The organism is Staphylococcus sp. EG-SA-17 (genome assembly GCF_017151845.1).
GTDB lineage: Bacteria > Bacillota > Bacilli > Staphylococcales > Staphylococcaceae > Staphylococcus > Staphylococcus aureus.
Genome location: NZ_JACVZO010000019.1, coordinates 1 through 14,060 on the forward strand (window position 1 = coordinate 1; position 14,060 = coordinate 14,060).

Below are 14,060 nucleotides of genomic sequence, written 5' to 3' on the forward strand. Positions count from 1 at the left end.
CGAAAATATCATTTCTGTCCCACTCCCTAAAAATACATCTAAAGGAGTGTCGTATGAATCGGCAGGTTATAGAATTTTCTAAGTATAATCCTTCGGGGAATATGACGATACTTGTTCATTCAAAACATGATGCTAGTGAATATGCATCTATCGCCAATCAGTTGATGGCCGCAACACATGTATGTTGTGAACAGGTAGGCTTTATAGAATCAACACAAAATGATGATGGCAATGATTTTCACTTAGTTATGAGCGGTAATGAATTTTGCGGTAATGCGACGATGTCATATATACATCATTTGCAGGAAAGTCATTTGCTTAAAGACCAACAGTTTAAGGTGAAGGTATCTGGCTGTTCGGATTTAGTGCAATGCGCAATTCATGATTGCCAATACTATGAAGTTCAAATGCCACAAGCCCATCGTGTTGTACCAACAACAATTAATATGGGTAATCATTCATGGAAAGCAATAGAAATTATTTATGAAACATATGTACATTATGTGATTCCAGTTAAACAAGTAACAACAGAAATTCAACATTTGGTTGAATCGTATGTTCGTAAGCAACAATGGAATCACAAATATAAAACAGTAGGTATGATGCTTTTTGATGAACAACGTCAATTTTTACAGCCATTAATCTATATACCAGAAATCCAAAGTTTAATTTGGGAAAATAGCTGTGGTTCTGGTACAGCATCAATTGGGGTTTTTAATAATTATCAACGTAATGACGCATGTAAAGATTTTACAGTACATCAGCCAGGGGGCAGTATTTTAGTGACATCAAAGCGATGTCATCAATTGGGATATCAAACTTCAATTAAAGGACAGGTTACAACTGTAGCTACAGGAAAAGCATATATAGAATAAGGAGCCTACAATGAATAACTTTAATAATGAAATCAAATTGATATTACAACAATATTTAGAAAAGTTTGAAGCGCATTACGAGCGTGTATTACAAGACGATCAATATATCGAAGCATTAGAAACATTGATGGATGACTATAGTGAATTTATTTTAAATCCTATTTATGAACAACAATTTAATGCTTGGCGTGACGTTGAAGAAAAAGCACAATTAATAAAATCGCTGCAATATATTACAGCGCAGTGTGTTAAACAAGTGGAAGTCATTAGAGCGAGACGTCTATTAGACGGACAGGCGTCTACCACAGGTTACTTTGACAATATAGAACATTGTATTGATGAAGAGTTTGGACAATGTAGTATAGCTAGCAATGACAAATTATTGTTAGTTGGTTCAGGTGCATATCCAATGACGTTAATTCAAGTAGCAAAAGAAACAGGTGCTTCAGTTATCGGTATTGATATTGATCCACAAGCCGTTGACCTAGGACGTAGAATCGTTAACGTCTTAGCACCAAATGAAGATATAACAATTACGGATCAAAAGGTATCTGAACTTAAAGATATCAAAGATGTGACGCATATCATATTCAGCTCGACAATTCCTTTAAAGTACAGCATTTTAGAAGAATTATATGATTTAACAAATGAAAATGTCGTAGTTGCAATGCGCTTTGGTGATGGCATCAAAGCAATATTTAATTATCCGTCACAAGAAACAGCGGAAGATAAGTGGCAATGTGTGAATAAACATATGAGACCACAGCAAATTTTTGATATAGCACTTTATAAAAAAGCAGCTATAAAGGTAGGTATTACGGATGTCTAAATTATTAATGATAGGCACTGGTCCGGTCGCAATCCAATTAGCGAATATTTGCTATTTAAAATCAGATTATGAGATTGATATGGTTGGACGTGCCTCAACATCAGAAAAATCAAAACGCTTATATCAAGCGTATAAAAAAGAGAAACAATTTGAAGTCAAAATACAAAACGAGGCGCATCAACATCTGGAAGGTAATTTTGAAATTAATCGTTTGTATAAAGATGTTAAAAACGTTAAGGGTGAATACGAAACGGTTGTCATGGCATGCACAGCAGATGCTTATTATGACACACTACAGCAATTGTCGTTAGAAACTTTGCAAAGTGTCAAACATGTCATTTTAATATCACCGACATTTGGTTCGCAAATGATTGTCGAACAATTTATGTCTAAATTTAATAAAGATATCGAAGTGATTTCATTCTCAACTTATCTTGGCGATACACGTATTGTTGATAAAGAAGCGCCTAATCATGTGTTGACAACAGGTGTAAAAAAGAAATTGTACATGGGATCGACACATTCAAACTCAACAATGTGTCAACGAATCTCTGCTTTAGCTGAGCAATTGAAGATTCAATTAGAAGTCGTTGAATCGCCACTGCATGCTGAAACACGTAACAGTTCGCTTTATGTGCACCCACCACTATTTATGAATGACTTTTCATTGAAAGCCATTTTCGAAGGAACGGATGTACCGGTTTATGTGTATAAGTTATTTCCTGAAGGACCGATAACGATGACACTAATCCGTGAAATGCGTTTAATGTGGAAGGAAATGATGGCTATTTTACAAGCATTTAGAGTGCCGTCAGTCAACCTGATTCAATTTATGGTGAAGGAAAATTATCCAGTACGTCCTGAAACTTTGGATGAAGGTGATATTGAGCATTTCGAAATCTTGCCAGATATCTTACAAGAATATCTGCTTTATGTAAGATATACCGCAATCCTCATTGATCCATTTTCACAGCCAGACGAAAACGGACATTACTTTGATTTTTCAGCTGTACCATTTAAGCAAGTCTATAAAAATGAACAGGATGTTGTTCAAATTCCAAGAATGCCAAGTGAAGATTATTACAGAACGGCGATGATTCAGCATATTGGGAAAATGCTAGGTATCAAAACGCCAATGATTGATCAGTTCCTAACTCGCTATGAAGCAAGTTGCCAGGCGTACAAGGATATGCATCAAGATCAACAACTATCTTCTCAATTTAATACAAATCTTTTTGAAGGAGATAAGGCACTCGTCACAAATTTTTTGGAAATCAATAGAACGCTTTCATAATAAGGGTTTGAAGTTTTATAATAGAAAAAAATTATTGAATTATGTTTGACATTTACATAAAAATAAGCAAATAATTGAGAAAAATAATCATTACGATTTGATTAAGTAATGCAACTTATCAATTTAGAAAGAGGAAAAGCAAATGAGAAAACTAACTAAAATGAGTGCAATGTTACTTGCATCAGGGCTAATTTTAACTGGTTGTGGCGGTAATAAAGGTTTAGAGGAGAAAAAAGAAAACAAGCAATTAACGTATACGACAGTTAAAGATATCGGTGATATGAATCCGCATGTTTACGGTGGATCGATGTCTGCTGAAAGTATGATATACGAGCCGCTTGTACGTAACACGAAAGATGGGATTAAGCCTTTACTATCTAAAAAATGGGATGTGTCTGAAGATGGGAAGACATACACGTTCCATTTGAGAGATGACGTTAAATTCCATGATGGTACGCCATTTGATGCTGACGCAGTTAAGAAAAATATTGACGCAGTTCAAGAAAACAAAAAATTGCATTCTTGGTTAAAGATTTCAACATTAATTGACAATGTTAAAGTTAAAGATAAGTACACGGTTGAATTGAATTTGAAAGAAGCATATCAACCTGCATTGGCTGAATTAGCGATGCCTCGTCCATATGTATTTGTGTCTCCAAAAGACTTTAAAAACGGCACAACAAAAGATGGCGTTAAAAAGTTCGATGGTACTGGTCCATTTAAATTAGGTGAACACAAAAAAGATGAGTCTGCAGACTTTAACAAAAATGATCAATACTGGGGCGAAAAGTCTAAACTTAACAAAGTACAAGCAAAAGTAATGCCTGCTGGTGAAACAGCATTCCTATCAATGAAAAAAGGTGAAACGAACTTTGCCTTCACAGATGATAGAGGTACAGATAGCTTAGACAAAGACTCTTTAAAACAATTGAAAGATACAGGTGACTATCAAGTTAAGCGTAGTCAACCTATGAATACGAAAATGTTAGTTGTCAATTCTGGTAAAAAAGATAACGCAGTCAGTGACAAAACAGTCAGACAAGCGATTGGTCATATGGTAAACAGAGATAAAATTGCCAAAGAAATTTTAGATGGTCAAGAAAAACCAGCAACTCAATTATTTGCGAAAAATGTAACAGATATTAATTTCGATATGCCAACACGTAAGTATGACCTTAAAAAAGCAGAATCATTATTAGATGAAGCTGGTTGGAAGAAAGGTAAAGACAGCGATGTTCGTCAAAAAGATGGTAAAAACCTTGAAATGGCAATGTACTATGACAAAGGTTCTTCAAGTCAAAAAGAACAAGCAGAATACTTACAAGCAGAATTTAAGAAAATGGGTATTAAGTTAAACATCAATGGCGAAACATCAGATAAAATTGCTGAACGTCGTACTTCTGGTGATTATGACTTAATGTTCAACCAAACTTGGGGATTATTGTACGATCCACAAAGTACTATTGCAGCATTTAAAGCGAAAAATGGTTATGAAAGTGCAACATCAGGCATTGAGAACAAAGATAAAATATACAACAGCATTGATGACGCATTTAAAATCCAAAACGGTAAAGAGCGTTCAGACGCTTATAAAAACATTTTGAAACAAATTGATGATGAAGGTATCTTTATCCCTATTTCACACGGTAGTATGACAGTTGTTGCGCCGAAAGATTTAGAAAAAGTATCATTCACACAATCACAGTATGAATTACCATTCAATGAAATGCAGTATAAATAAAGGAGCAATTAGATGTTCAAATTTATCTTAAAACGTATTGCGCTCATGTTTCCATTAGTGATTGTAGTAAGTTTTATGACATTTCTATTGACGTATATTACAAATGAAAATCCAGCTGTGACAATTTTACATGCACAAGGGACGCCAAATGTAACACCAGAGTTGATTGCAGAAACGAATGAGAAGTACGGTTTCAATGATCCATTATTAATTCAATATAAAAATTGGTTACTTGAAGCGATGCAATTTAATTTTGGTACAAGCTACATTACAGGTGATCCTGTTGCTGAACGCATTGGTCCAGCATTTATGAATACATTGAAATTAACAATAATTTCAAGTGTTATGGTGATGATTACATCAATTATTTTAGGTGTAGTTAGTGCATTAAAAAGAGGAAAGTTCACTGATCGTGCGATACGTTCAGTGGCTTTCTTTCTAACTGCATTACCATCATATTGGATAGCTTCAATACTTATTATTTACGTTTCAGTGAAGTTAAACATATTGCCGACTTCTGGATTAACAGGTCCAGAAAGTTACATATTGCCAGTGATCGTTATTACGATTGCCTATGCTGGTATTTACTTTAGAAATGTTAGACGCTCGATGGTGGAACAATTAAATGAAGATTATGTACTTTATTTAAGAGCAAGCGGTGTGAAATCTATCACATTAATGTTGCATGTGTTGCGTAATGCTTTACAAGTTGCGGTATCAATCTTTTGTATGTCTATACCAATGATAATGGGTGGACTAGTTGTTATCGAGTATATCTTTGCATGGCCTGGACTAGGTCAATTAAGTTTAAAAGCAATACTTGAACATGATTTTCCAGTTATTCAAGCATATGTATTAATTGTAGCGGTATTATTTATTATATTTAATACATTAGCAGATATCATTAATGCGCTATTAAATCCAAGATTAAGGGAGGGCGCACGATGATAATTTTAAAACGATTATTACAAGATAAAGGTGCAGTGGTTGCTTTAGGCATTATTGTATTATATGTCTTTTTAGGATTAGCAGCACCACTTGTGACATTTTATGATCCTAACCATATCGATACAGCAAACAAATTTGCTGGCATGAGTTTTCAACATCTACTAGGTACTGACCATTTAGGTAGAGATATTTTAACTAGGTTAATTTATGCGATTAGACCAAGTTTGTTATATGTCTTTGTTGCGCTATTTGTTTCTGTACTTATTGGATCTATTTTAGGATTCTTATCAGGATATTTCCAAGGGTTTGTTGACGCCTTAATCATGCGTGCGTGTGATGTTATGTTGGCATTCCCAAGTTATGTTGTAACGTTAGCATTAATTGCATTGTTTGGTATGGGTGCCGAAAATATTATCATGGCATTTATTTTGACGCGTTGGGCATGGTTCTGTCGTGTTATACGTACAAGTGTTATGCAGTACACTGCTTCTGACCATGTAAGATTTGCTAAAACAATCGGTATGAATGATATGAAAATTATTCACAAACATATTATGCCGTTAACATTAGCAGATATTGCTATTATCTCTAGTAGCTCGATGTGTTCAATGATCTTGCAAATATCTGGCTTTTCATTTTTAGGATTAGGTGTCAAAGCGCCTACTGCAGAGTGGGGCATGATGCTTAACGAAGCTAGAAAAGTGATGTTTACACATCCTGAAATGATGTTTGCGCCAGGTATTGCCATAGTGATTATAGTGATGGCATTTAACTTCTTATCCGATGCTTTACAAATTGCCATTGATCCCCGCATCTCTTCTAAAGATAAACTTCGTTCTGTGAAAAAAGGAGTGGTGCAATCATGACATTGTTAACAGTTAAGCATTTGACGATTACAGATACCTGGACAGATCAACCACTCGTGAGTGATGTGAATTTTACATTAACTAAGGGTGAAACTTTAGGCGTTATTGGAGAAAGTGGTAGTGGTAAATCAATCACTTGTAAATCGATTATTGGTTTGAATCCCGAACGACTCGGGGTGACAGGTGATATAACCTTTGATGGTAAGCCAATGTTGTCGTTATCCGAAGCACAATTGAAAAAATACCGTGGTAAAGATATTGCGATGGTCATGCAACAAGGTAGTCGTGCATTTGATCCATCGACAACAGTAGGTAAACAAATGTTTGAGACTATGAAAGTACATACGTCAATGTCTACACAAGAAATTGAAAAGACATTGATTGAATATATGGATTATTTAAGTTTGAAAGATCCTAAACGTATATTAAAATCATACCCTTACATGTTATCAGGAGGAATGTTACAGCGATTGATGATTGCTTTAGCGTTAGCTTTGAAACCAAAGTTAATCATTGCTGATGAGCCGACAACGGCTTTAGATACAATTACACAATATGATGTACTGGAAGCATTTATAGATATTAAAAAACACTTTGACTGTGCGATGATTTTCATTTCACATGATTTAACGGTTATTAACAAGATTGCAGATCGTGTTGTTGTGATGAAAAATGGTCAACTGATTGAGCATGGTACGCGTGAATCAGTCTTGCATCATCCAAAACATGTTTACACGAAGTATTTATTGTCAACCAAGAAGAAGATTAATGATCATTTTAAACATGTGATGAGGGGTGATGTACATGATTAAAATTAAAGATGTTGAAAAGTCATATCAAAGCGCACATGTTTTTAAGCGTCGTCGAACACCTATCGTGAAAGGTGTGTCATTTGAGTGTCCAATCGGTGCGACGATTGCGATTATCGGAGAAAGTGGTAGCGGTAAATCGACGTTGAGTCGTATGATATTAGGTATTGAGAAACCGGATAAAGGTTGTGTAACCTTAAATGATCATCCGATGCATAAGAAGAAAGTGAGACGTCATCAAATTGGTGCAGTGTTTCAAGATTATACGTCATCATTACACCCATTTCAGACTGTTAGAGAAATCTTATTTGAAGTGATGTGTCAATGTGATGGACAACCTAAAGATGTTATGGAAGTCCAAGCAATTACATTGTTGGAAGAAGTCGGTCTATCTAAGGCATACATGGATAAATATCCTAATATGTTATCAGGTGGAGAGGCGCAACGTGTTGCGATTGCGCGTGCAATATGTATTAACCCTAAATATATTTTGTTTGATGAAGCCATTAGTTCACTCGACATGTCAATTCAAACACAAATATTAGATTTATTGATTCATTTACGTGAAACGCGTCAGTTGAGTTATATTTTTATCACACATGATATTCAAGCTGCCACGTATTTATGTGATCAATTAATTATTTTTAAAAACGGAAAAATAGAAGAACAAATTCCGACAAGCGCATTGCATAAAAGTGACAATGCTTATACAAGAGAATTAATAGAAAAACAACTATCATTCTAAGGAGTGAGATAATGAAAGGTGCAATGGCTTGGCCCTTTTTGAGATTATATATATTAACATTGATGTTCTTTAGTGCCAATGCAATCTTAAACGTGTTTATACCTTTGCGAGGTCATGATTTAGGCGCAACGAATACGGTTATCGGTATCGTTATGGGGGCATACATGTTAACAGCAATGGTATTTCGACCATGGGCAGGACAAATTATTGCTCGTGTCGGTCCCATTAAAGTATTAAGAATTATTTTGATTATCAATGCCATAGCTTTAATTATTTATGGTTTTACTGGCTTAGAAGGTTATTTCGTAGCACGTGTTATGCAAGGTGTGTGTACGGCATTCTTTTCTATGTCTTTACAGCTAGGTATTATTGATGCATTACCAGAGGAACATCGTTCTGAAGGTGTATCATTGTACTCGCTATTTTCAACGATTCCAAACTTAATCGGCCCATTAGTTGCCGTAGGTATTTGGAATGCAAATAATATTTCACTATTTGCAATTGTCATTATCTTTATCGCATTAACAACAACATTCTTTGGCTATCGCGTGACCTTTGCTGAACAAGAACCCGATACGTCAGATAAGATTGAAAAAATGCCATTTAACGCTGTAACTGTTTTTGCGCAATTTTTCAAAAATAAAGAGTTGTTGAACAGTGGTATTATCATGATTGTTGCATCGATTGTATTTGGTGCAGTTAGTACATTTGTACCGTTATACACAGTGAGTTTAGGATTCGCGAATGCGGGAATCTTTTTGACAATACAGGCCATCGCAGTTGTTGCGGCAAGATTTTACTTAAGGAAATACATTCCGTCAGATGGTATGTGGCATCCTAAATATATGGTATCTGTACTATCATTATTAGTGATCGCGTCATTTGTAGTGGCATTTGGTCCGCAAGTAGGTGCAATTATTTTCTATGGTAGTGCGATATTAATAGGAATGACGCAAGCAATGGTGTACCCAACATTAACATCATACTTAAGTTTCGTCTTACCAAAAGTAGGTCGTAATATGTTGTTAGGTTTATTTATTGCCTGTGCAGACTTAGGTATATCGTTAGGTGGCGCATTGATGGGACCTATTTCCGATTTAGTAGGATTTAAATGGATGTATCTAATTTGTGGTATGTTAGTCATTGTAATAATGATTATGAGTTTATTGAAAAAACCAACACCACGCCCAGCAAATAGTCTTTAATGAAGTGAATTAAAGCATATTAAGTTAATGAATATTTAAATTTTAAAAGGTATATTGAGCATGGCGATTCATGGGAGTGGGACAGAAATGATATTTTCGAAAAATTTATTTCGTCGTCCCACCCCAACTTGCATTGTCTGTGGAAATTGGGAATCCAATTTCTCTTTGTTGGGGCCCACACCCCAACTTGCATTGTCTGTAGAAATTGGGAATCCAATTTCTCTTTGTTGGGGCCCCTGACTAGAATTGAAAAAAGCTTGTTACAAGCGCATTTTCGTTCAGTCAACTACTGCCAATATAACTTTGTAGAGCATTGAACATTGATTTATGTCTCAGGCTCTCTATATGGCTCGTTTTTAGAACGACAGTATATCTAAATAAAGCACGCTTAGAAGTGAGTTGCGATACTGACTTTTAAGTGTGCTTTTTGATGTGTATGGATAATGGATAATGCTCTGAAAAATTTTACATGAAAATATGCAAAACGAGTATAACTGCTAATTGATAGAAATAGCTCACCATAAAATTACGGTTTGATTTTAAATATAAGTAAGTCGCACTACTAGCTAGTATCAATGCTGGAATGAATTCCCACCATGTATTAATGTATGGATAATAGTACAGTGTTTCAAGGATAACGGATAATACTATTGTAATCTTTAAAGGTATTAATCTGCTTAATTCTTGAATTAAAATATGACGGAAAATAAGTTGACAAATCAAAGTATTTAATATAATGGTTAACGAAAATATAGCTATTAAACTGATGGAACCATATTCTCTAATGAGCGGGTAAATGTCAAAGACAGTAAAGGAATCTACATTTAGTGCGAAAATTTCGAAATGATTTAAAAGTAAAAAGAGTACGATACTTAATGTAAATGATATAAGAATATGCCATTTATATTTGGTGCTGGCAACGATTTGCGAACGTATCATTGGAATAAACGCATCTTCATGCATCCGACGAAAAATAGCTAATGAAAGAATAACTGCGAGTAAATAGCTAATGTTCATTGAAATAGGAAAAGAGAAATCCCACGGAGCTTGTTGAGTGAATATAGCTACTAACCCAAAAGTTAAAAAAACGATAATGATCGGCAAGATGTTAACCAAAAATATGTAAAGGAAAATAAATCCAATATCACGTTTGAAAAAACGCGATTGTTCGGTAGCGTATTCTTCTTCTATGTAATGTTTATTTGTATTTGACATAGTATACCTCTTAAATAGTTGTATTATATAGATACTTTAGCACATATTACTTTGTATTGTATGTTTTATACATTAAAATTTAAAATGAAAAACATATCATAAAATTGTTTTATAAAATGAAGCGCTTCCATTGTGTTTTATTTTGTAAGGTGTATCATAAATATTGAATTGAAATTTTGGGGGGAGGTATTGTAATGACGTTTCTTACAGTCATGCAATTTATAGTTAATATTATCATTATAGGCTTCCTGCTTACGGTTATTGTTATCGGGCTTATTTGGTTAATTAAAGATAAAAGACAATCACAACATAGTGTATTAAGGAATTATCCTTTACTAGCACGTATTAGATATATTTCAGAAAAAATGGGGCCGGAATTACGTCAGTATTTATTTTCTGGGGATAATGAAGGGAAACCTTTTTCACGTAATGATTATAAAAATATCGTTTTGGCTGGAAAATATAACTCTCGTATGACCAGCTTCGGTACTACTAAAGATTATCAAGACGGCTTTTACATACAGAACACAATGTTTCCGATGCAACGTAATGAGATTTCAGTAGATAATACAACATTGTTATCAACATTCATTTATAAAATCGCGAATGAGCGTTTATTTAGTCGTGAAGAATATCGTGTACCGACAAAGATTGATCCGTATTACTTAAGTGATGATCATGCAATAAAATTAGGTGAACATTTAAAATATCCATTTATTTTAAAACGTATCGTAGGACAATCTGGTATGAGTTATGGAGCCTTAGGAAAAAATGCCATTACAGCTTTATCTAAAGGTCTAGCTAAAGCGGGAACTTGGATGAATACAGGTGAAGGTGGCTTATCAGAATATCATTTAAAAGGTAATGGGGATATCATTTTCCAAATTGGTCCCGGTTTATTTGGTGTTCGTGATAAAGAAGGTAATTTTAGTGAAGGTTTATTTAAAGAGGTTGCACAGTTATCTAACGTACGCGCATTTGAGCTGAAGTTGGCACAAGGTGCTAAGACTCGTGGTGGTCATATGGAAGCTGAAAAGGTAAACGAAGAAATTGCTAAAATCCGAAATGTTGAACCTTATAAAACAATCAATTCACCTAACCGTTACGAATTTATTCATAATGCTGAAGATTTGATTCGTTTCGTCGATCAGTTGCAGCAATTAGGTCAAAAACCAGTAGGATTCAAAATTGTAGTAAGCAAAGTTTCAGAAATTGAAACACTTGTACGTACGATGGTGGAATTAGATAAGTATCCAAGCTTTATTACGATTGATGGTGGTGAAGGTGGTACTGGTGCAACATTCCAAGAATTACAAGATGGTGTTGGCTTACCGCTATTTACAGCTCTACCTATTGTGTCTGGCATGTTAGAAAAATATGGTATTCGTGATAAAGTAAAATTGGCGGCATCTGGTAAGTTAGTGACACCTGATAAAATTGCGATTGCACTAGGTTTAGGTGCAGATTTTGTTAATATTGCACGTGGTATGATGATTAGTGTCGGTTGTATTATGAGTCAACAATGTCATATGAATACATGTCCTGTAGGTGTTGCAACGACAGATGCGAAAAAAGAAAAAGCATTGATTGTTGGAGAAAAGCAATATCGTGTCACAAACTATGTAACAAGTTTGCATGAAGGCTTATTCAATATTGCAGCAGCTGTTGGCGTATCCAGTCCTACAGAAATTACTGCTGATCATATTGTATATCGAAAAATCGATGGTGAATTGCAAACGATACATGATTATAAATTAAAACTCATTAGTTAACTTATTTATTTCGGGAAAATGAAAGCAGCGGATTTTAGCGTTACTGCAAATAATTTTATATTAGTAGTGGATGCTGGTCACAGAAGAATTTCAAATATTAAAGCCCTCAGAATATGAATTAAGGTTTGTAACCTTAGTCTTATCTGAGGGCATTTTTAAGTTATAAACTATTTATCGTCCATTTTATCTTTTTCTTTTAAACCTCTGTGCTTTAATTGCTTTTCAAGTTTTTCAAAACTAATATCTTTATTTTCTTTAGTTGAAACACCAAGACGTTTATTTAACTTTTTCATGTCAACTTCTGTGTAATCTATGTCTAAGTGTTCAATTGCTTTTTTATCTTTATAGTCTACTTTGTATTTTACGCCTTTAAGGTCTTTGAAAATACTTTCAGATTTGGCGAATAACTTTTTGGCTTCGTCTTTATCCATACCTAGATCGTCATATTTAATTGTGTTGATTGTAGACTGTTTTAAAACTTTATCATCTTTATATGTGATAGAAGTTAGTACATGTTTACCACTAACATCACCTTCATATGTTTTGGTTTGTTCTTTACCACAAGCTGATAATGCAATGATACAAACTAATGCTACTACAATTAATGAACATAATTTTTTCAAAGTCAGTCGCCTTCTTTCGATATTTGTATTATAAAGAAATTATAACATTTACTAAAAAATGATGTTATTCAAAAATTTAAATTTTGTCATTTTTTTTGGAGATATGAGGTTTTTGAAGCGGATTTCTCACAAAGTTTTTAAAATTATTAAGTCTGAAAATGATAAAGCGGTAGGGAACGTAGTGTGTTCCACTGCTGATTTCTTTTTGAGCATTATAGACGGTATGTTGGAAGAAAAGAACAAAAGCTTGTGTACGATAGCATATAGGTATTAAGAATACGATGAACTCGTTGGTAATATTGACGTACTGAAGTGCGTACGCTATAATTAGAGTAACAGAAGACAAAGGAGGGTTTATATGATTATCACTAGCCCTACAGAAGCGAGAAAAGATTTTTATCAATTACTAAAAAATGTTAATAATAATCACGAACCAATTTATATTAGTGGCAATAATGCCGAAAATAATGCTGTGATTATAGGTTTAGAAGATTGGAAAAGTATACAAGAGACAATATATCTTGAATCTACTGGTACAATGGACAAAGTAAGAGAAAGAGAAAAAGATAATAGTGGTACAACAAATATAGATGATATTGATTGGGATAATCTTTAATGAGCAATTACACGGTTAAGATTAAAAATTCAGCGAAATCAGATTTAAAGAAAATAAAACATTCTTATTTAAAGAAGTCATTTTTAGAAATTGTTGAGACTTTAAAAAATGATCCGTATAAAATAACACAATCTTTTGAAAAATTAGAGCCTAAATATTTAGAGCGATATTCAAGAAGAATTAACCATCAGCACAGGGTCGTCTATACCGTAGATGATCGAAATAAAGAAGTATTAATACTATCGGCATGGTCACATTATGATTAATGAATATTCAATATCTGAATAACTTTAATGATAAGTTAATTAAAGAAACTAGTATTTAAGTGTAGGGAAAATAGCGACGTTAATGCGTTGTTATCTCTACACTTTTTAATTTTATAATAGCGCAAGACTAAAAAGATTGAAATTAGTAACAATAAAAGAATAACGTATTATAATAAGGAATTTTAAATTCTGACTTTTTCGGAATATTAAATTTTAGAAATATGAGGTTTTTAAGCGGATTCCTCACAAAATTTTA

The 14,060-nt window shown here is 33.9% G+C and carries 14 protein-coding genes; 12 read left to right on the forward strand and 2 right to left on the reverse strand.

The annotated features are described in order from the left end of the window. Positions 1 to 53 precede the first annotated feature (53 nt). From cntK to cntE, 9 genes are all read left to right on the forward strand, one after another. The gene (gene cntK / locus IDG65_RS09335) at positions 54 to 875 is read left to right on the forward strand and encodes a histidine racemase CntK (protein WP_001081683.1); all 822 of its coding nucleotides are present in this window, start codon (positions 54 to 56) and stop codon (positions 873 to 875) included. A gap of 10 nt (positions 876 to 885) precedes the next feature. Then, positions 886 to 1,704, forward strand: a complete 819-nt coding sequence (cntL, locus tag IDG65_RS09340; protein ID WP_001058843.1) for a D-histidine (S)-2-aminobutanoyltransferase CntL — start codon at positions 886 to 888, stop codon at positions 1,702 to 1,704. Continuing rightward, positions 1,697 to 2,998, forward strand: coding sequence for a staphylopine dehydrogenase CntM (gene cntM / locus IDG65_RS09345; RefSeq protein ID WP_052997674.1), 1,302 nt, complete (start codon positions 1,697 to 1,699; stop codon positions 2,996 to 2,998). Before cntL ends, cntM begins: the two co-directional genes overlap by 8 nt. 142 nt (positions 2,999 to 3,140) lie before the next feature. Next, on the forward strand, positions 3,141 to 4,739 hold the full coding sequence (gene cntA, locus IDG65_RS09350) for a staphylopine-dependent metal ABC transporter substrate-binding lipoprotein CntA (protein WP_001229093.1): 1,599 nt from the start codon (positions 3,141 to 3,143) through the stop codon (positions 4,737 to 4,739). A gap of 12 nt (positions 4,740 to 4,751) precedes the next feature. Next, a complete protein-coding gene (gene opp1B, locus IDG65_RS09355) occupies positions 4,752 to 5,687 on the forward strand; it encodes a nickel/cobalt ABC transporter permease (protein WP_000472245.1) in 936 nt (311 codons plus the stop codon). Next, a complete protein-coding gene (gene cntC / locus IDG65_RS09360) occupies positions 5,684 to 6,553 on the forward strand; it encodes a staphylopine uptake ABC transporter permease subunit CntC (RefSeq protein ID WP_000584770.1) in 870 nt (289 codons plus the stop codon). The genes opp1B and cntC overlap by 4 nt, the downstream gene beginning before the upstream one ends. Next, on the forward strand, positions 6,550 to 7,365 hold the full coding sequence (gene cntD, locus IDG65_RS09365) for a staphylopine uptake ABC transporter ATP-binding protein CntD (protein WP_000173863.1): 816 nt from the start codon (positions 6,550 to 6,552) through the stop codon (positions 7,363 to 7,365). Before cntC ends, cntD begins: the two co-directional genes overlap by 4 nt. Further along, positions 7,358 to 8,107, forward strand: a complete 750-nt coding sequence (locus IDG65_RS09370; protein ID WP_000590511.1) for an ABC transporter ATP-binding protein — start codon at positions 7,358 to 7,360, stop codon at positions 8,105 to 8,107. Before cntD ends, IDG65_RS09370 begins: the two co-directional genes overlap by 8 nt. A gap of 11 nt (positions 8,108 to 8,118) precedes the next feature. Continuing rightward, complete coding sequence (gene cntE / locus IDG65_RS09375) at positions 8,119 to 9,312, forward strand: staphylopine family metallophore export MFS transporter CntE (RefSeq protein WP_000675402.1); 1,194 nt, start codon at positions 8,119 to 8,121, stop codon at positions 9,310 to 9,312. Positions 9,313 to 9,777: 465 nt separating this feature from the next. Here cntE and lnsB read toward each other — a convergent pair whose 3' ends face one another. Further along, the gene (gene lnsB / locus IDG65_RS09380) at positions 9,778 to 10,527 is read right to left on the reverse strand and encodes a CPBP family lipoprotein N-acylation protein LnsB (protein WP_000072439.1); all 750 of its coding nucleotides are present in this window, start codon (positions 10,525 to 10,527) and stop codon (positions 9,778 to 9,780) included. A gap of 194 nt (positions 10,528 to 10,721) precedes the next feature. On the opposite strand from lnsB, the gene IDG65_RS09385 reads away from it, so the two are divergent. After that, entirely contained in the window at positions 10,722 to 12,299 is a 1,578-nt protein-coding gene (locus IDG65_RS09385) for an FMN-binding glutamate synthase family protein (protein WP_000143486.1), read from the forward strand. A 167-nt stretch (positions 12,300 to 12,466) separates the two neighbouring features. On the opposite strand, the gene IDG65_RS09390 is transcribed toward IDG65_RS09385, so the two are convergent. Further along, the gene (locus tag IDG65_RS09390) at positions 12,467 to 12,922 is read right to left on the reverse strand and encodes a YehR family lipoprotein (protein WP_000732082.1); all 456 of its coding nucleotides are present in this window, start codon (positions 12,920 to 12,922) and stop codon (positions 12,467 to 12,469) included. 358 nt (positions 12,923 to 13,280) lie between these two features. Here IDG65_RS09390 and IDG65_RS09395 point away from each other — a divergent pair, with 358 nt between their 5' ends. Both IDG65_RS09395 and IDG65_RS09400 read left to right on the forward strand, forming a co-directional pair. After that, positions 13,281 to 13,538 carry a type II toxin-antitoxin system Phd/YefM family antitoxin gene (locus IDG65_RS09395; protein WP_000587616.1) on the forward strand — a complete coding sequence of 86 codons (258 nt, stop codon included), beginning with the start codon at positions 13,281 to 13,283 and terminating at the stop codon, positions 13,536 to 13,538. Next, the gene (locus IDG65_RS09400) at positions 13,538 to 13,804 is read left to right on the forward strand and encodes a Txe/YoeB family addiction module toxin (protein WP_000074048.1); all 267 of its coding nucleotides are present in this window, start codon (positions 13,538 to 13,540) and stop codon (positions 13,802 to 13,804) included. The genes IDG65_RS09395 and IDG65_RS09400 overlap by 1 nt, the downstream gene beginning before the upstream one ends. Positions 13,805 to 14,060: the final 256 nt, after the last annotated feature.